General features: G+C 60.4%; 15 protein-coding genes. 9 read left to right on the top strand and 6 right to left on the bottom strand.

What is annotated here, in order from left to right; genetic code table 11:
* Positions 1-25: 25 nt before the first annotated feature.
* The 3 genes from HKD27_RS09835 to HKD27_RS09825 are packed head-to-tail and all read right to left on the bottom strand — an operon-like array spanning position 26 to position 4222.
* Positions 26-1171 (bottom strand): alpha-hydroxy acid oxidase, encoded by a 1146-nt coding sequence (locus tag HKD27_RS09835; RefSeq protein ID WP_194689461.1) that lies wholly within the window; start codon positions 1169-1171, stop codon positions 26-28.
* A gap of 40 nt (positions 1172-1211) precedes the next feature.
* Positions 1212-2840 (bottom strand): amidohydrolase, encoded by a 1629-nt coding sequence (locus HKD27_RS09830; protein WP_194689462.1) that lies wholly within the window; start codon positions 2838-2840, stop codon positions 1212-1214.
* Entirely contained in the window at positions 2837-4222 is a 1386-nt protein-coding gene (locus HKD27_RS09825) for a cytosine permease (RefSeq protein ID WP_194689463.1), read from the bottom strand. Before HKD27_RS09825 ends, HKD27_RS09830 begins: the two co-directional genes overlap by 4 nt.
* Positions 4223-4487: 265 nt before the next feature.
* On the opposite strand from HKD27_RS09825, the gene HKD27_RS09820 reads away from it, so the two are divergent.
* The 8 genes from HKD27_RS09820 (at position 4488) to HKD27_RS09785 (ending at position 14991) form a co-directional block, all read left to right on the top strand.
* Entirely contained in the window at positions 4488-5513 is a 1026-nt protein-coding gene (locus HKD27_RS09820; protein WP_194689464.1) for an alcohol dehydrogenase catalytic domain-containing protein, read from the top strand.
* Positions 5507-6274 carry an SDR family NAD(P)-dependent oxidoreductase gene (locus tag HKD27_RS09815; RefSeq protein WP_194689465.1) on the top strand — a complete coding sequence of 256 codons (768 nt, stop codon included), beginning with the start codon at positions 5507-5509 and terminating at the stop codon, positions 6272-6274. Before HKD27_RS09820 ends, HKD27_RS09815 begins: the two co-directional genes overlap by 7 nt.
* 33 nt (positions 6275-6307) lie before the next feature.
* Positions 6308-7636, top strand: a complete 1329-nt coding sequence (gene hisD, locus HKD27_RS09810; RefSeq protein ID WP_194689466.1) for a histidinol dehydrogenase — start codon at positions 6308-6310, stop codon at positions 7634-7636.
* On the top strand, positions 7633-8979 hold the full coding sequence (locus tag HKD27_RS09805) for a hypothetical protein (protein ID WP_194689467.1): 1347 nt from the start codon (positions 7633-7635) through the stop codon (positions 8977-8979). Before hisD ends, HKD27_RS09805 begins: the two co-directional genes overlap by 4 nt.
* A 29-nt stretch (positions 8980-9008) precedes the next feature.
* Positions 9009-10400 carry a cytosine permease gene (locus tag HKD27_RS09800; protein WP_194689468.1) on the top strand — a complete coding sequence of 464 codons (1392 nt, stop codon included), beginning with the start codon at positions 9009-9011 and terminating at the stop codon, positions 10398-10400.
* Between the two features lie 146 nt (positions 10401-10546).
* A complete protein-coding gene (locus HKD27_RS09795; protein WP_194689469.1) occupies positions 10547-10960 on the top strand; it encodes a RidA family protein in 414 nt (137 codons plus the stop codon).
* A gap of 72 nt (positions 10961-11032) precedes the next feature.
* The gene (locus HKD27_RS09790; RefSeq protein WP_194689470.1) at positions 11033-13375 is read left to right on the top strand and encodes a TonB-dependent receptor; all 2343 of its coding nucleotides are present in this window, start codon (positions 11033-11035) and stop codon (positions 13373-13375) included.
* Positions 13375-14991 carry a GMC family oxidoreductase gene (locus HKD27_RS09785; RefSeq protein ID WP_228518447.1) on the top strand — a complete coding sequence of 539 codons (1617 nt, stop codon included), beginning with the start codon at positions 13375-13377 and terminating at the stop codon, positions 14989-14991. The genes HKD27_RS09790 and HKD27_RS09785 overlap by 1 nt, the downstream gene beginning before the upstream one ends.
* 27 nt (positions 14992-15018) lie before the next feature.
* Here the strand turns inward: HKD27_RS09785 and HKD27_RS09780 are convergent, their stop codons facing one another.
* The 3 genes from HKD27_RS09780 to HKD27_RS09770 are packed head-to-tail and all read right to left on the bottom strand — an operon-like array spanning position 15019 to position 18166.
* Positions 15019-15696 (bottom strand): DUF1028 domain-containing protein, encoded by a 678-nt coding sequence (locus HKD27_RS09780; protein WP_194689471.1) that lies wholly within the window; start codon positions 15694-15696, stop codon positions 15019-15021.
* A 40-nt stretch (positions 15697-15736) separates the two neighbouring features.
* Complete coding sequence (gene argE, locus HKD27_RS09775; protein WP_194689472.1) at positions 15737-16909, bottom strand: acetylornithine deacetylase; 1173 nt, start codon at positions 16907-16909, stop codon at positions 15737-15739.
* Between the two features lie 15 nt (positions 16910-16924).
* Positions 16925-18166, bottom strand: coding sequence for an NAD(P)/FAD-dependent oxidoreductase (locus HKD27_RS09770; protein WP_194689473.1), 1242 nt, complete (start codon positions 18164-18166; stop codon positions 16925-16927).
* Between the two features lie 261 nt (positions 18167-18427).
* Between HKD27_RS09770 and HKD27_RS09765 the strand changes: the two genes are divergently transcribed.
* Positions 18428-19159 carry a class II aldolase/adducin family protein gene (locus tag HKD27_RS09765; RefSeq protein ID WP_194689474.1) on the top strand — a complete coding sequence of 244 codons (732 nt, stop codon included), beginning with the start codon at positions 18428-18430 and terminating at the stop codon, positions 19157-19159.
* Positions 19160-19173 lie beyond the last annotated feature (14 nt).

Below are 19173 nucleotides of genomic sequence, written 5' to 3'. Positions count from 1 at the left end.
GGCCCTCTGGCCCAGCAATGTCAGACTATATTTCCCACAGGCCATCCGGCCCGCGCCTGCGAAGGGCAGCAATGTCTTCAAGACCGGCCAACCCCAGAATATCCACAACTTCCTGAGACAACGCCCTGATGGCTTTCTCAACGGACGCCTCACCCCCGGCGGCAAGCGCCCAGGCCCATGGACGCCCAATGGAAACAGCCGTCGCGCCCAGCGCCAGCGCCGTCACAACATCGCCGCCCCGGCGGATCCCGCTATCGAGAACGATGTCGCCCCGTCCCGCAACAGCCGCCACAATCTGCGGCAGAACATCAATCGTCGCCGGGGACGGGTCCATCTGCCGCCCCCCGTGATTGGAGACGATCACACCATCCGCCCCCGCTTCAATGGCAGCACGGGCATCCTCGGGATGCATGACACCCTTCACAACCAGCCGCCCCTTCCACTCGCTCCTGAGCCATTCGATCCCGGCACGGTCGAGCGTAGGGTCAATCTGGGCCGCCATTTCCTTGGCCTGCCCCATGATGCCATGCGCGGTGGTGTATCCGGCAAGATTGCCAATCGCAGGTGTGCCCCGCCCCATCATGCCAAGGCACCAGCGGGGATGCGCGAGCAGCCCCGCCATCTGCATGAGCGTGGGACGGGAAAGGTGACGGAAACCATTACGGACATCCCGCTCCCGAACCGGCGTAACAGCCGTATCGATCGTCACGATAATGCCGTCGATCCCGCACTGCGCGGCCCGCGCCAGCATATCGCGTGTCAGGGAACGATCCCGGAAAACATAGATCTGCGCAAGCGGCGCCCCTCCGATCCTTGCCACAGACTCCATGGGATCGATGGAGAAAGTGGAAACGGCCATTCCCACCTCACAACGTAAAGCCGCTCGCGCTGCCCCCGTTTCCCGGTCAGAATGAAGCATCCCCGCAAACCCGACGGGCGCCAGCATGAGCGGTGCTTTCCAGTCCTGCCCGAAACACCGGACGGACGCATCCACCGTCTCGACGTTCTTCATTCCCCGCGGCACGATCCCCCATTTCCGGAAAGCCGCGCGGTTGCGCGCCATGGTCCATTCCCCATGCGCGCCACCATCAACATAATCTGCAAACAGTTGTGGAAGACGCCGCCGCGCAGACGCGGCCAAACTGGAAAAGACACCGTCATCAAGCGGCATATGCAAGAAACTCCGCATAGGTTTTCATGAACGCAAACAGCTAGATCATGCTTCCGGCATCAGGCCGCGCATCATAAACAACACGTCCCCCGAGAATGGTCATCAGAACCGAAATTTCCGGAATCTGCTCCGGCGACACGTCCGCAGGATCAGCACTCAGCACTACCAGATCCGCCAACTTCCCAATCTCAATGCTACCTTCCTCCACCTCCCGGTGACAGGCAAACGCCCCCGCTTCCGTATAGGCATACAGCGCCTCGGAAACAGTAATGGCCTGCTGCGGAACAAAGGCCGCTCCACCGACCAGACTACAGCGCGTCACGGCCTTGCTGATCCCCCGAAGTGGCGAAAGCGATACGATCGGCCAGTCCGTCCCAAAAGCCACGACACTGCCTGCCTCAAGGAGCGCACGGTTCGGAAACGCCCGCTCCAGCTCACTCTCACGAACCCGCTGGGCCCAGACACCCTGCATCCCCATCCACTCATCGGATGGCGCAACCATGACCGGCTGAAGACACGCAACAGCTCCCAACTCCCTGAACCGGGGAATATCCGCCGCAAACGGGATTTCCACATGCTCAACACGGTGCCGCAACAACCGCGTCTTTTCCGGATCCTGCGCATACGCATCCAGAGCCAACTGGATCGCACCACTGCCAATCGCATGCGTCCAGATCTGGAAACCTGCCTCAGAAACCTGCGAGACAGCAGATTTATAGGCCTCGGGCTTCCAGACCAGCGTCCCCCTCTCGTCCGGGCGATCCGCATATCCCTGCGGCATGCAGGCCGTATGCGATTCCAGAACCCCGTCCAGAAAAAACTTCACACCATCCAGACTCAACATCGGGGACTGATAACGCCGACGCAGCCCCTCAATCTCGGCCAATCGCTTTTCCGACAGCGCCGGTGGCGGCATCTCGACCATAACCCCGACCCGACAGGTCAGCGCACCCGAAGCCTCCATCTCACCAAGCGCCGGGAAAAGCCCTTCATCATAAGCCGCGCTCTCAACCCGCGTGATCCCGCAGCGCGCCATCTCACCCAGCACGCGCTCAAGCCCGTCCCGGATCATCACATCATCCATGGGCACTACATGAGCCCCGACCAGCTTCCCGGCCTCTTCCTTGAGCCATCCCGTCGGAGAACCGTCTGGCCGACGAACAATTTCCCCGCCCTGGGGGTCCGGGGTAAACGCATCAATCCCCGCAAGTTCGAGCGCCTTACTGTTGGCCCATGCCGCATGAGCCATCCCAGACCTCAGAAAAACCGGCCGGTCAGGCACAACGGCATCCAGCATCGCCCGATCAAAACCCTCCGGCGGCAGATCCGGATACCCGTAGCTCCATTCCAGCCCCAGTAGCCATTCCCGCTCCGGATGCGCCGCAGAAAATGCTTCAACCCGCCCGACAACCTCCGCCATCGTTCTGGCGTCCCGAAGCCCGATATTCGAAAGATATTCGGCCCCCATCAGCAGATGAAGATGACTGTCAACAAACCCCGGAAGAATGCAGGCGCCCCCAAGATCGATCTGCTCAACATCCCCCGGACAACCGTCCAGAAGCACAGAGCGTTCGCCAATCGCCGCAATCCGGCCGTCACGGACAAGGAGCGCACCCTCAAGCCGCTCATTCCCCGGCAGCGCAATCCTCGCATTGTACAGAAGCTTCATGCCCGTTCTCCGCCGGGCAGAACCTTCCGCCGGAAAGTGCGTTCCGCAAGAATATAGAGAGCAGGCGTGAAAATAAGACTGACCATCCAGGAAATATCCACACCGCCCAGAAATCTGGCTGCGCTCCCCGTATAAAGACTTGTCGCAAGAAATGGAATCTGAACAACAATCCCCACCACGTAGCAGATCAGTGCAGGGACATTATAATATCCATAAAGACCACCGTCCTTCCTGAAGAAAGAAGGCACGTCGTAGTCTCCATGATGAAGAATGTAGTAATCAGTCAGATTTATGGCCGTCCAAGGAATCATGACGGACATCAGAAGCTCCAGAAACTCGCTGTAGGCCGTCATGAACTGATCAGCCATGAGCGTCGCCATACCAAAAGCCAGTGACAGAAGCCCGACAGTAACGACCAACCTCGCACCTTTTCCGTAATGAAGCCCCGGGGTGAAAGTCTGCGCGACGGTCAGGGTCGAAAGCGCCCCGCAATAGACATTCATGGCATTCGCCACCGCAATACCGATTGAAAGCGCAAGCAGAACAGGCACTGCGGCAACACCCAGGATCGCCGTCAAAGCGTGAATGACATGCGCCCCGCCAGCCACAAGCCCAATCGCCGCCCCCAGCCCCATGGCCAGCATCGAACCAGAAACAGAGCCCGAAAAACATGCCACAAATGCATATTTCTCGCTTCTGGGCCCCGCTGGAAGATAACGCGATGAGTCAGAAACATAAGGCGCATAGGCAATCTGCCATAAGGCAGCCAGCGACAGGGTACGCAGAATACCGGTCCAGCCCCACGGCTGCGCAACACCATCATGCGCGACCGACTGAACCACCATGACCTGCCACAGACAGACAAGCACGGCAGCCCCACAGAGCAGCGTCAGAATACGCGCCGCAGCATGAATCATATGATACCCGAGAATGGCAGGAACAATGGACAGGGTCTGGATGATCAGAATGGCCGGAAACCGTCCCAGCCCCGGAAAACAGGACTGCAGCCCCTCCGCCCCCAGAACAAGGTTCGAGGCCGAAAACCCGACATACATCAGCACGATCACCGCCGTCACCGGAACCGCCCCGAACAGTCCGAACTGCCCCCGCGTCTGGATCATCTGTGGCACACCCAGCCGAGGCCCCTGAGCCGCATGCAGAGCCATGAAAATGCCGCCCACCAGATTGCCCACTAGAAGCGCCAGAAGCGCAGGAACCAGAGACAGCCCAAAAACCGTCGTCGCCAGCGCCCCGGTCACGACCGTCAGCATCATGAGGTTCGGCCCGAACCAGACCGTAAACAGGTCCCTGGCACTCCCATGACGGCGATCCGGAGAAATGGGGTAAATCGTCTCTGTTTCCAGTGTGCCAATGGTCTCCATCGTGCCACTCTCTGTCCTTCTGCCAGTCAATCCGCCATGCGGAAAGATGCTGATACTGCCACGCTCCATTGCAATATCAGATCATTATAAAACATATATTTTTCCGTATTGGTAATATGTTTCTGGTGTATATTTCCTGAAGCCCTACCCCAGAAAAAGCTACGCGCAGTTCCTCCGGATCAGTCTTTTCATTCCGGCTTCATCATATCTATACCGGAAAGAGAAGTGAGGCCCGGCCTCAGTCTGATGGGAAAGGAAGAATCTCGTGCTTGCTGCCCGTTTTTCCGGCATCGGAGACATTCAGGTTCTCCCTGTCCCGATATCGCAGGGCCTGCCGGACGGCTGTGTCCGCATCCGGGTCGAAGCAGCAGGGATCTGCGGATCCGACCTGCACAATTTCCAGACCGGGCAGTGGCTTTCCCGCTGTCCCGTCACACCGGGCCACGAATTTTCCGGAACCATCACCCAGACCAGCGGCAATTGCGGTTCACTGACAGTCGGTACCCCCGTCATCGCGGATTCAAGGATCGGCTGCGGTACTTGCCAGCCCTGCCGGTCAGGTCGAAAAAACCTGTGCCGGAACCTCAGCTTCGTCGGAGAAAGCTGCGACGGCGGCTTCGCACAGGATGTCATTCTGCCAGCCACTCAGGTCCTGCCTTTCCCCGACACTCTCCCCCTGAGATACGGGGCCCTCGTCGAACCCCTTTCCGTCTCCCTCCACGCCGTCAACCGCCTCGCACCAACACCCGGCTCCCCGGTCGTCATCTGCGGCGGCGGTACGATCGGAGGGCTGACCGCCCTCCTGCTTCGGCAACATGGCCATGACGTCCATCTGCTTGAACGCAACATCGGGCGCCAGACACTCCTCGCCGAAACCATCAGCACGCTCCTCCTCCCTCCGGACGCAGAAGACTGGAACACCCTGTTTGGCCCGGACGGCCCCACGTTTATTCTCGACGCTACCGGCGCCGCCCCCGTTGTGGAAATGGCCTGCCAGCGCCTCGCTCCGGGCGGCAGACTCGTGCTGGCTGGCATTTTCCATCACACGCCCCGGATCGACCTCAACCTGATCGTGGAACGGGAGCTCGACATCCGGGGCGTCAGCGCCTTCGCAGACGAAATGCCCGAGGCCATCCAGCGTCTCCCCGGCCTCGTTCCGTTTCTCGACCGCCTGATTACTCCGGCCGCAGCCCTCACCGATCTGCCGGCCCTCTATACCCATCTGCTCTCAGGCGCGGAAAACCGCCTGAAAACCCTGATCGCCCCCAACGGTACGGACGGAAAATGGTAGAGATCGCCCCGCTTTTCTCGCTGGCAGGCAAAACGGCTCTCATCACCGGCGGCGGGCGCGGCCTGGGGAAAGCCATGGCCCTCCACCTCGCCCGCTGCGGCGCGAACGTCTGGATCTCCGGACGCAACGCCGACACCCTCGAGACAGCCCGCTCCGAGGCCCTCTCCAACGGTCCGACCCTGCATCCGCTCGTCATGGATGTCAGCAACCTCGACACGATCCGCGAGGCCTTCTCCCGGATCGCCCGCGAAAGCCGAACGCTCGACATCCTCGTCAACAATGCGGGCGACGAAACCCTCCGTGCCTGCGACGACGTGGACGAAGCCTTGTGGGACCGCCTTCTGGACACCAACCTGAAAGGGCCGTTCTTCGTGGCCCAGCAGGCCGCCCGCCTGATGCCGGACGGAGGCAGCATCATCAACCTCGCCTCTCTCACCTCGGCAGCGGGCGTCGCAAAGGCCGTCCCCTACAGCGCCTCGAAATCCGGCATCCTCGGCCTGACACGCAGCCTCGCCGTCGAATGGGCACCTCGGGGCATCCGGGTCAACGCCCTGGCGCCCGGCTACTTCCATACGGACATGACCGACACGTTCTTCCGCGACGACGCATGGCGCGAAAAGATGCTGTCGAGCATCCCCCTCGCACGCTTCGGCCTGCCTGACGACCTCGTCGGTCCCCTGCAATTCCTCTGCTCCACAGCCTCCGCCTACATCACCGGACAGGTTCTGTACGTAGATGGCGGAACACTCGCCGCTCTCTGATCCTCACAACCCTTGGCTCGAAAGAGATATCCGATGTCTGAAAACATTACGTTCCACGATCTGACCCAGACCGGGACAATCCCTGAGGCCCTGCTGCAACGGACAGAGAGCGACCTGTCGCTCTTCTTCGAACGCGTCAAGCCGATCATTGAGCAGGTCCGTACCGAAGGCGATGCGGCCCTGCGCCATTTCGCACAGGCTTTTGATCGGGTGACCACTCCCGATATGAGCATCAAGGCAACGCCGGAAGAATTCGACGCCGCCTTCGCCAGCATCGAGCCAGACGTCCTCGAATCCATCAAATACGGCATCCGGAACATCCGCCGCTTTCATGAAGCGCAGAGGCCGGAAGAAAGCTGGATGATCGAGGTCCAGCCCGGCATCTGGGCCGGTGACCGCAACGTCCCGATTGACTCCGTGGCCTGTTACGTCCCGCGCGGAAAGGGCAGCTTCCCAAGCGTCGTGAACATGACGACCATTCCCGGAAAAGTCGCCGGCGTCCCCCGCCTGATCATCATAACACCCCCGTCTCCTGACGGCACCGTTGATGCCGGCACCCTCGTTGCCGCCCGCCTGATCGGGGTCGAGGAAGTCTATAAATGCGGCGGCGCACAGGCCGTTGCCGCCGTCGCCTTCGGAACGGAAACAGTCCCCGCCTGCGCCAAGATCGTCGGCCCCGGCAGCCCGTATGTCGTCGCCGCCAAACGACTGCTGTCCGACCGGATCGATCCCGGCATCCCCGCAGGCCCTAGCGAGAGCATCATCCTGACCGATGACAGCGTCGATCCGGTTCTGGCCGCACTGGACCTCATCATCGAGTCCGAACATGGTCCGGATTCCTCTGCGTGGCTCGTCACCAGCAGCCGCCGCGTTGCCGAAGGCGTCATCGCCGCCCTGCCCGCACACTGGGCCGAAATGGACCCCAAACGCGCCGAATTTTCCCGCGCTGTTCTGGGCGGCGCTCATGGCGGCGTCATCCTGACGAAGGACTTCAGGGCCGCCGTCGATTTCACGAACGCCTACGCACCGGAACATCTCGAAATCCTGACGGTCGATCCGATGGCGGATCTCGGACGCATCCGGAACGCAGGGGAAGTCCTCCTCGGCACGGCGTCTCCCGTCACGCTGTGCAATTACGTCCTTGGCCCGAACGCCGTCCTCCCGACAAACCGCGCGGCCCGGACCCACTCCCCGCTTTCAGTCCATGACTTCATGAAGCGCATGTCCTTCGCCCGCGTCTCGCCGGAAGCCTACCCCGAAGCCGCCCGCCACGCGGAACGCTTCGCCCGTTACGAGAACTTCTCAGGCCATGCCCGCGCCGTCTCTTCGGCCCGCCCCATGCCAAAGCTCGAACCACGATGAGCCCCGAAGCAACCGGCAAGGAAACCGTCAGCGCGGCCGGCATCCTCACCGCGGCCCGAAGCGGAAACCCCGCTCTCGCCCGGGATCTCCTGTCACGCATGATCGCAGAAGAGTTCGGCTTCCGGATCACGGAAGTCGTTCTCGGCGCGGATGATTACAGCCTGAACTCCGTCAACGGCTTCATGACCTGTGACAACGGAGAACGGTTTTTCTTCAAGTTCCATCACGAAGAAAACGAGGATTCCGTCCTTCAGGAGTTCTACAGAGGCGAAATCCTCCTGGAGGCAGGCTTTCCAGTCGATATGCCTGCCCATGTCTGCCGCCGCATCGGACGGCAGATTCTGCTCTACCCGCTCAAAACCACCCCGAAACTCGCCGATGCTGCCCGCGCGGTCGATCGCGGAGCGCCTTTGCCCGACGCGGACGGACCTGCCCTCATTCAGGCCCAGCAGGCACTCGATCAGCTGAGCGCCACGCTCTACCTGCGCTCATGGCACCCTATCACCGCAAAACAGAGCGCGGACGAACCGATCCACCAGCTCTTTCACCATCGCCTCACCACACCGGATCAAACGCCCGAAACGCTCGGCGGCCGCGCAACTCGGTTCTTTGCCCCTGAACGGAAATTCACTTTCCCCGACACCAGCCTGACCGGAAGCGAGCTTCTCGAACTGAACTGGGTGATAGACGGCATACGCTACGACCGCACCCTGAAAGGCTGCTTTCACAATGCGCTCAAAAATCTGGCACCCGAAACACTGGCGCAAAGCGGCGGTGTCGTAGCCCACGGAGACGCCCATAACGCCAATGTCTGGTTCAACCCTGACAGCGCCAACCTGACCCTGTTCGATCCTGCCTTCGCCGGGCGCAACATCCCGACTCTTCTGGCCGAGATCAAAGCCACATTTCACAACATCTTCGCCCATGCGGACTGGCTCTATCATTCTGCTGAGCTGACAAGTTCTCCCGAAATCCGGATCAAAAACGAAACCGCTTTCGTCACGACACACTGGTCTCTCCCGCCCCTGAGACGGGCCTTCCTGCGGGACAAGGCCCGGTTCCTGTGGCGCCCACTTCTGGAGGGGCTGGCACAACGCAACGCCCTGCCCGCCAACTGGCGCGAAACCATCCGCTCCGGCCTGTTCTGCTGCCCGACCCTCGTCATGGATCTCTGCGCTAGATCGGACGACAACCCCAAAAGCCGCCACACACCGGCCTCCTCCCTGACAGGACTCGCCATCGCCCTGATATGCGGCGCCGAGCCTGAAAAAGAGGACGTGATCTCACGCTTCATGATGGCTATCGACCCGGCCGGTACAGTGCCAGAGTGGAACGATATCTGAGTCAGAACAACGGGAAAGATCCAACCTTCATGAATCCGTCCCAGAAAAAGACCGTTCAGGAAACCACACTCTCAGCCTTTACCGTTGAGAACGAAACGATCTTTCCCGTCCCCGAAGACCGCCGCCATGGAAACGCATGGTCGCTCCTGATGGTCTGGATCGGCGCAAACCAGAACATCATGGCCATCATGACGGGCCTGCTCTACCCCAATATCTGTCACCTCTCCCTCGGCTGGTCCCTCCTTGCCATTCTCTCGGGCAATCTGCTCGGGGGCGTCTTCATGGCCCTTCACGCTGCTCAGGGACCTCACCTCGGCATTCCCCAGATGCAACAGACACGCGGGCAGTTCGGCTCGTCCGGCAGCCTGCTGATCATTGCCATCATCATCCTGATGTATGTCGGCTTCACATCGACGTTCTTTGCCATCAGCCGCGAACAGATCGTGCAGGTGTTCGGAACCTCCGTCAGCCAGCTCCCGATATGGATTTCTGTCATCGTGATCGGCAGTCTCTGCGCCATCGGCCACGATGTGATCGAACGTTTCATCTCCGGCTTCATTCCTGTCGCCGCCATAACGTTCGTCCTGCTGGCTTTTGCCTATATGTCCGCATCCGGCGGCCATCTCGCCCAGCCAATGTGGCAGCCCCCCCCACCCCACGACTTCCTGACGGCCCTGTCGCTCGGCGTTCTGTGGCAGATCGCCTATGCCCCCTATGTCTCTGACTACACCCGCTATCTTCCGTCAGCGACCGGAGAACGCACGGCCTTCCTCGTTTGTCTGACAGGCAGCGTCATCGGCACCGCTTTCCCAACATTCATCGGCTCCTATATCGGCAGCACCGGTTTTGCAGGAAACATGTACGACGCCGTAAGGCCCTACTCGCCGCTGCTTCCAATGGCGCTTTTCGCGGTGATGATGGTATCAACGCTTGTGAGCTGCACGATGCAAATCTACTGCGCAGCGCTTTCTTCCCTGACCTTCCTCCAAACTTTCCGCCCTAACTGGACACCGACCGGAAAATCGCGGGCCCTTTCTGCCCTGATGTTGTGTCTCTGCTGCGCCGTCATCACCATCAATCTGAACGGAAGCGTTCTGGAAATCCTCGACAACGTCATCGCGCTGCTGCTCGCAGTCCTGTCTCCCTGGACGGCCATCAACCTCGTTGACTACTACCTGGTCCGACACGGAACCTACGATATCCCCTCCCTTTTCCGACACGACGGCGGCATTTACGGCCGCGCCAACCGCCCGGCCCTGCTCTGCTACGCCATAGGCGTCCTCGTGCAGATTCCGTTCGTGTCAAACGGCCTCTATACCGGCCCGCTTGCCCGCGCCCTTGGCGGTATCGACGTCTCATGGATCATTGGAATTCTCGTGCCTGGTGGGCTTTATCTGGCCCTGTCCCGCAACCGGCACTGACGCCCCGTCGGCCTGCGGACGCCTTCTTCGGTTTTTCCGAAGCGCTTCCCCATACATCCGTTCTTTAACTCATCGCACCGAATTGCGACCATTCCTCTATCGCACCAAACCCGCATGAAATGCGAAGAGTTTGAGGAAACAGTTCAATGCCCGTCCACACCCGAATCCGTCCCTTCAATACGAAGGACACCTACCCCGAACAGGCCCTCGACAACGATCTCTGTCAGGCCGTCGTCGCAGGCAACACCGTCTATGTCCGCGGACAGGTCCCGCAGAATCTCGACACGCGTGAAAACGTCTGCACCGGCGACCCGGTCGGACAGGCCCACAAAGTCATGGAAAACATCACACTTCTCCTGAAGGAAGCAGGCTCCGACCTGTCCCATATCTGCAAAGTCACGGTCTACCTGACCGACATCCGCTACCGCGAGGCCACCTACCGCGTACTAGGGCAGCACCTCAAAGGGGTTTTCCCCGTTTTCACGGGACTGGTCGTGGTCGCCCTCGCCCGACCTGAATGGCTGATCGAAGTCGACGTCATCGCCGTCATCCCGGACTGAACACACGCCCTCAGCCCCTCCTCCCTAACGCAAGACCCGCCGCACACGGGTCCTTCATGCCGAGGTACCGCCATGCAGACGAAATCACTGCTTTCACGCCATTGTTTGCTTCTCTCCTCGACGGTTCTCCTGCTGGGAGGAGGCGCGAAAACAGCCCTTGCAGCCGCGCCTAAACACAATGCCTCGGCTCATAACGCCAAGCCGGCCGCCGCCGTGCCCCACGCCAAACGCACATCCGTGGAGAACACGGGCCCTGGCGAAACAATCAACGTTTCGGTCAGCCGCCACAGACCCGGTGGTGGCCTGATCCGGCCTGAAACAGCAGCCCGCTCCATCAGCACCGTCTCCCGGGAATTCATTGCCAAGCAGTCCCCCGCCTCCAACCCCCTGGCTCTCGTCAATCTCTCCCCTGGCGCCAACGTCGCCATGGGAGACCCCTTCGGCGTCACCGACCAGTCCTCCGTCAGCGTCCGCGGCCTCAACCAGCAGGAAATCGGCTACATCTTCGAAGGCGCGCCGATGAACGACCCGGACAATTACACCCCCAACTCGTCGGAATGGGTGGACAGCGAGAACATGGAAAGTGTCCAGCTTCAGCAGGGTGCTCCTGATATCGAAATTCCGACTGTTTATTCTGCTGGTGGCACGATGAATGTCCGGATCCGCAATCCGGAATACAAGCGTTCGGGGCAGATTGATGTCAGTTATGGCTCGCATCAGATGAACCGGCAGTTCATCCGTTATGATACCGGGGAGATCGGGAATACGGGTGTGCGGGCGTTTGCGTCATTTTCGAACCTGACCAGCCGGGCCTGGCGCGGGCCGGGGCGGAATAACCGTCGGCATATGGATTTCAAGGCGATCAAGGACTGGGCACCGGAGAGCTATACGACCCTGTCTCTCACGTACAACAACGAGAGCACGGCCTGGTACAGCACGCCATCGCTTGCGGCATGGAACAAGAGCGGGCTTGGCGGTGGGATCAATCTGGATGGGACCTACAAGTTTGGCGATTCAAACTACTACAAGGGCTTCCAGACGAACTGGACGGATTATTTCCTGAGCAGTCAGTCCCACTTCAAGCTGAACCATCAGCTTTCCATGGATATCACCCCGTATTTCTATCATGGGTCGGGAAATTATCCGCTGGGCATTTATACGATCCCGACGAGCGGCACCTATTATGACGGGACGCAGCCGGTGAATGGCCAGCTTGCGGGGAACACCTATTCCCAGGATGGCAATGTCGCCGCAAAATGGGACTGGTACGGGCGTGAGAGCTATACCGGTCTGAATGCGGCCATGCATTACGATGCCGGGATCAATCATCTGGTTTTCGGGGCGTGGTATGGCTACAGCGACATGAATGTCAGCGAGCCTTTCTCGGGACTGGACGAGGCCGGGAATGTTTCGAATTCGCTGCTGAAGCTGACGGATGGAAGTGTCCTCAATGGCTGGCGGTATCATACGATCACGCAGATGGTCGGGCTGTATGTCGGGGATGAGGTGCGTCTGCTCAATGACCGCCTGCATATCAATGTCGGCTTCAAGGAAGTCATGACCGCGCGCAGCGGAACTCTTCAGCAGCCCGGCCCGCAATATGCTGTTGGCTACAACTCGGCCGAGCCGCTTCCGCGCATGTCGATCAGCTACAAGGTGAATAACAACATCCAGCTTTTTGCCAATGCGACGACGAGCTTCCGCGTTCCAATGGGATCGGCGTTCTACAACCAGTATAACAGCCCGTATGATGCCAGCCTTTACCAGACGGCCAACACGCATCTGAAGGATGAGTACAGCATCGCCGAAGAACTGGGCGCGCGGTACCATAACAACTGGATCATGGGTTCGGTGACGCTGTTCAACTACAACTTCGTCCACCATGCCATCAACCAGTACATCAACGCCGTTCCATACTTTCTGGATGCAGGCGGCATGACCTCGCGCGGGGTGGATGCGGAACTCGGCTTTACGCCCTGGCACCATTTTTCGCCGTACATGTCTGCCGAATATCTTTACGCCACCAATGACAACAACATCACGATGGGCGGTGTGACCTACGCCACGAAGGGCAAGATCGCGACGTCGGCGCCGCGCTGGATGGCGGCCATTGGTGTTCAGTATGATGACGGGACGTTCTTTGGCAGCGTGTCCATGAAGTATGTCGACAAGGAATACGGCACGTTCATGAACGACGAGCGCATCCCCGGCCACAAGCAGGTGGACATGATGCTGGGTGCGCGCACGCACGATATCGGGTTTTTCAAGAAGCCGAGCATCCGCCTGAACATCGTCAATCTGGGCGACAGCCATTACCTGTCCGGTGTTTACAGCACCGGTCCGGTGGCAGGGACATCCAGCTATTATGTGGCGCCGTCCTTCGCCTGTCTTGCGACTGTTTCCACGGGTTTCTGATGGACATGCACAACGACCTGTCCCGGTCTTTTGATTTCATCGTTGTAGGGGCCGGTTCGGCAGGATGTGTTCTCGCCAACCGCCTCAGCGCCGATGGCCGTTTCCGCGTCTGTCTGATCGAGGCGGGGAAAAGCGACCGCACCCCGAGAATCCGCATCCCGGCGGGGACGCTGACGCTCTACAAAAGCCGGCGTTTCGCCTACCAGTTCCACTCCACGCCGCAGGAACATCTGGCGGCCCGGCGCATCCATGTGCCGCGCGGCAAGGCGCTGGGCGGGTCCACCACGCTCAACAGCATGATCTATATCCGGGGCGACCGCACGGATTACGACCACTGGCAGGCTCTGGGCTGCACGGGATGGGGGTGGGACAGCGTTCTTCCCGAGTTCCGGGATCTTGAACACTGTCATCGGCAGCTTGATCCGACGTTTCATGGCGTCATGGGCGAGCTGGATGTTACGGCACCGCGAGACGTCAATCCGCTGTCACGCAGTTTCGTGCAGGCTGGTGTCAGCGCAGGGCTGCCGGAAAACTCCGATTTCAATGGGGCCACGCTGGAGGGCGTCGGGATCTATGACGTGACCCAGCGCGATGGGTATCGGCTCAGTGCGTATCGCGCTTTCGTTCATCCGATTCTGACGCGGCCGAATTTCACTCTGATGTCGGGTGTTGAGGTCCGCAATCTGGTAATTGAGGACCGGGTTGCCCGGGGGATCGTGATCGTTCAGGACGGCACCACGCAACTGTTACGGGCGAAGCGGGAAATCGTGCTCTGCGCAGGCGCGATCGGTTCACCGCAGATCCTGATGGCGTCGGGGATCGGGCGGAGTGAGGACCTGATTGCAGCGGGGATTTCGCCCCTTCATCATCTGCCCGGCGTTGGGCAGAATCTTCAGGATCATTTGGACGGGCTGGTCACGGTCCGTTCGAAAGATCACCGGACGCTGGGCTTTTCCGGCCGTTCTCTGCCAGCCATTCTCAAATCTCCGTTCAAATTCCTCTTCGGGCGCAAGGGGTGGCTGACCACGAATTATGTCGAGGCCGGAGGGTTTGCCCGCACGTCCCTCGCCCGCAACAATGTGCCCGACATCCAGTTCCATTTCGTGCCCGGCTATCGCAGTCCGCGCGGGCGACTGTTCGAGTGGGGGCATGGGATTGCGATCCATACCTGTGTTCTGCGGCCGAAGAGCCGGGGCAGCATCCGGCTGGCAACGGATGGCTCGAAGCAGCCGGTCATCGATTTCAATTTCGCCTCGGACCCGCACGACCTGAAAATCCTTTGCGAAGGAATCCGGGCTGCGCGGAAAATTCTGGAGCAGGCGGCGTTTGACGGAACGCGGGGCACGGAAATCGCACCGGGCAAAGACGTGCAGAGCGATGCGCAGATTCTGGACTATCTGCGGCAGAGTGCCGCGACGGTGTTTCATCCTGCGGGGACATGCCGCATGGGCGTGGACGACGACGCGGTTGTCACGCCGCGTCTGAAGCTGCGGGGGATCGAGGGGCTGCGCGTTGCGGACGCCTCGATCATGCCGACGCTCATCAGCGGCAATACCAGTGCGCCGAGCATGATGATCGGGGCGAAGGCGGCGAAAATGATTCTGGAAGACGCCTGAAAAGGCTTTTGCAGAAAACGGGGGGCCTTAGCGGTCCCCCGGCACCCCATAAGACGGGGCCGAAAGCGGGTTAAGGCCGCGCGTGACGTAGTCGTGCATCTGGGGCTGCCAGAGCGTCCAGAGACGGCGCAGATCGGTGAGTGGGGCGTCGCTCCAGTCCACACGCAGATCCACCAGAGGCCAGCTCTGCTCTTCCACCACCATCAGCCCGGCGGAATGGACTGGGCCGGCTTCCCCGCCAGCCTCAAGACCGGCTTCCATGGCGAGGATCAGCCTTTCCGACAGTTCCAGCGCCGGGCTGGATGCATTGAATGCTGCGATCATGATGTTCGGAACATCTTCGCGGGCCAGCATATTGCCTGCTGCGGCGACATTCGTGCCGGAAATTTCGGCGTGGCATCCCAGGATCTGTTTTCCCGCCCAGAGTGCGGTGTGTCCGTTCCGGTCCAGGACGATGAGCTGACGGAACTCCCGGAAGGCGTTGCCGCGCACCAGAATGTCCCGGCATTCTTCCGCAGTCGCGCCACGTTCCAGAAGGTCCAGCCCTGCCGGGCCGAGGCGGGGGTCCGTGATGTTCTGGGTGGCCACGACGCCGACACCGGCTCTGGCAAAGGCGCAGCGGCTGGCGACGGCTGGGGAGGAGGACGAAACGGCCATCCCGAACTGACCGGTCCGCTCACAGCGGGCGACAATGGAAAATGTCATGGGCAGTGTCTTTCATGAATGGAGCGGCTCATGACGCCGCTCATCGTCTGAGATGTTCAAGGACCCCGTTCAGGAAGCGCTCTGCGGCGGCCAGTTCGGGCAGGGTGACATATTCGTCGGCCTTGTGGGCGCGTGCGATGGAGCCCGGGCCGCAGACAATGCAGTCCATTCCAAGATGTTCACTCAGGAGCCCTGCTTCCGTTCCAAAATCAATGGTGCCGACCTGATTCTGACCGGCTTCATGTAGGGCAAGTGAACAGATATCGCTTGAGGGGGCCGCGTTCAGGCCTGGGTAGGAATTGATGACGCGGAGTTCGACGGTACCGCCGCCGAGTTTCCCGGCAGCCTCGCGTCCGGCATGTTCCAGCCAGTCCAGATAGGGCGTGCCGTCCTGACCGGGCAGAAGGCGCAGTTCTGCTGTGACCGTACACAGGTCCGGGACGATGTTGAGGGCGGCTCCGCCGGAAATCAGCCCGGCCTGAACGGTGGAGAACGGGACTTCGAAACGTCCGTCATGCCGTTCGGTCTGGCGGATGTGTTCCTGCAGGCGGGAGAGTGCCCCGACCATGTCGCCTGCCAGTGTGATGGCGCTTTTTCCGAGGAACGGGTTTGCCGAATGGGCGGCCTGCCCCCGGCAGATGATTTCGAACGCGATTTTCCCTTTATGGGCGACGGCGACCTGCATTCCTGTCGGTTCGCCGACGATGCAGCCGACGGCCTGAAGATCGCCCTCTTCGCGGATGCCGTCGATCAGGGAGCGCACCCCGAGGCAACCGAGTTCCTCATCATGGGAGATCGCAAGATAAAGCGGGCGCCTCAGGGCGGGGCGGCCTTCCCTGCCAGCCTCGCGGGCAAGGTTCAGCATACAGGCCAGAAAGCCCTTCATGTCGCTGCTGCCCCGGCCGTAGAGCCGGTCGTCGTGGCGGGTCAGGACGAACGGGTCCGAAGACCAGTTCTGGCCGATGACGGGCACCACATCCGCATGGGCGGACAGGACGATGCCGCCAGCTTCCTCCTCCGGGCCGATGGCGGCGAACAGGCTGTAGCGCCCCGGAACACCCGTGGCGGTATCTCCGGGGACGCGGCGCACTCTGGCCCCCGAGGCCAGAAGATGCGCTTCGATCCAGTCGATGATCTCACCATTCGGCAACCCGCAGACGCTGGGAAAGCCGACGAGCGTCGAGAGGATGGTCTCGATTTCGGAGACGGACACCGGGCGCCTCCGCCGTCAGCCTGCCAGAGCCAGACGACGGCCTGCGATATGCTCTCCGAGGTAATCCGCGTCATGCCAGACTCCCCAGATGAACGGAGAGGCACGTCGTGACAGCCATGCCAGACCGAGGAAGTAGAGCCCGGGTTCGACGGACACGCCGCGCTCGTGACGCGGGGCGCCGCGGGCATCGAGGACGTCGATATCGATCCAGCTGAAATCGAACTTGTAGCCGGTGGCCCAGATGACGGTCCTGATGCCGGCTTTTTCCAGATCGAGGCTCAGGATCGGGTCCGTGACGCAGGACGGGAGGGCTCCGATGGCACGGGCTTCCGGTTCTTCGGGCAGGTCCAGTCCGTGAGCCGCGACATAGGCGTCCGCGGCGTCCAGCATCGACAGGTAGTTGGCGTCTCCCCCTTCGATATTCTTCTGAAGGTCCCTGGCGAAGTGCAGGCAGCCATTCTCGAAGATTTCGGTCCGGCCGAGCAGGGTCATGCCATTGGCGGCCAGATTGCGGAAATCAACAGTGTGACCGCCATGCGCGCCACTTACAGCGATAGTGACGTGCTCGGTGTCCGGGCTGGGCACTTTCATGTCCCACAGGCCGAGCACGCCGAGCCACCATACGAAATCGCGGCCGCGATAACGACGGGGCGGACGGTCATGGGGGCCTACGGACAGCCAGACATCACGCCCCGAAGCGCGGAGTTCGTCTGCAATCTGGGCGCCAGACGAGCCGGCCCCGATGACCAGAACGCCGCCTTCGGCAATCTGCTGCGGGTTCCTGTAAGCGCTCGAGTGCATCTGGAGCACGTCGAAATCCTGGGGAATGATATCGGGGAAAGACGGTTTCTGGAACGGTCCTGTCGCCACTACGACGTTTTTCGCCCTGATGGTTCCGTCTGCCGTTTGCGCTTCAAATCCCGAACCGTCCGCGGCCTTTCCGAGGTGGCGGATTTCGACCCCGCAGCGGATCGGCATGTTGATCTGGCTGGCGTAGGATTCAAAATAATCGACGATCTGGGCGCGTGGGGCGAACCCGTCGGGGGCCGTCGCTTCGAATGTCCTGTTCGGGAAACGGTCATGCCAGGCAGGTCCGTTGGCGACCAGGGAATCCCACCGCTCGGCGCGCCATCTCTGGGCGATCTTGCCGCGCTCTACCGCGAGATGTGGCACCCCTCTTTTGCGCAGGTGTTCGCTCATTGCCACGCCGGCCTGGCCAGCACCAATAATGAGGGTATCGACGGTTTCCGTTGTCATGCTGGACATTTCCTACTGGACTGACAGAAGAATTCTTCCACGACTCAGGAAGACCTCTCCGTTGTTGTATGGAAACGATATGCCCCGAGAAACAATCGAATTGATTATCGTTGCTTAGTCTTTTCCTAAGAGTTTTGAACCGTGCTGCATCGGAAAAACGGGGGGGTGCATTTGATAAATCCGTCTTTGCTGTCCCCCGGCAAATCTTTAAACGATAAAGCAGCCCGATATTTCAGATTATCTTGTTCAGGAACCGCCTTCATGACCGCCCATGACGAGAAAAAAGCCCGGATCGATCTAGCCGCCGCCTTCCGTCTTGCGGCCCGGCTTGGCGTGCATGAAGCCGTCGCGAATCATTTCAGCGCCTCAGTTTCTTCGGACGGATCGCGCTTTCTCATCAATCCGAAATGGCGTCATTTTTCGCGCATCCGGGCCAGCGATCTCATTCTGGTGGATACCAAGGATCCGGAAAACATGGCGGCACTTGATCTGGATCCCACGGCCTGGGCGATTCACGGGCAGATCCACAGCCTGAACCCCGCGGCTCACGTCGCCATGCATCTGCACCCTATTTACGGCACGACGATTTCCACGCTGCGCGATCCCACGATTTTGCCGATTGACCAGAATACGGCCCGATATTTCAATCGGGTTGCCGTTGACACTCAGTATGGCGGCATGGCGGACAGCGATGCGGAAGGTGCCCGTCTGGCCTCTCTTCTGAAGGATAAGACCAGACTGATGATGGGCAATCATGGCATTCTGGTCGTCGCACCGACAGTCGGCGAAGCATTTGACGACATGTATACGATTGAACGTGCGTGTCAGATCCTTGTCACGGCATATTCCACGGGGCGTGAGCTTTCCGTCCTGTCTGATGACGTTGCTGAGAGAACGGCGCGGGACTGGGAGAAAATCACGGATTTTTCCATCCGGCATTTTGAGGAAATGAAACTCATCCTCGACAAGGAAGAGCCTGATTACGCCGAATAGTCGGCATCCTGTTC

Origin of the sequence: Gluconobacter sp. R75690 (assembly GCF_015244525.1) — a bacterium.
GTDB lineage: Bacteria > Pseudomonadota > Alphaproteobacteria > Acetobacterales > Acetobacteraceae > Gluconobacter > Gluconobacter potus.
This window is presented reverse-complemented; position numbering and strand designations above follow the sequence as displayed.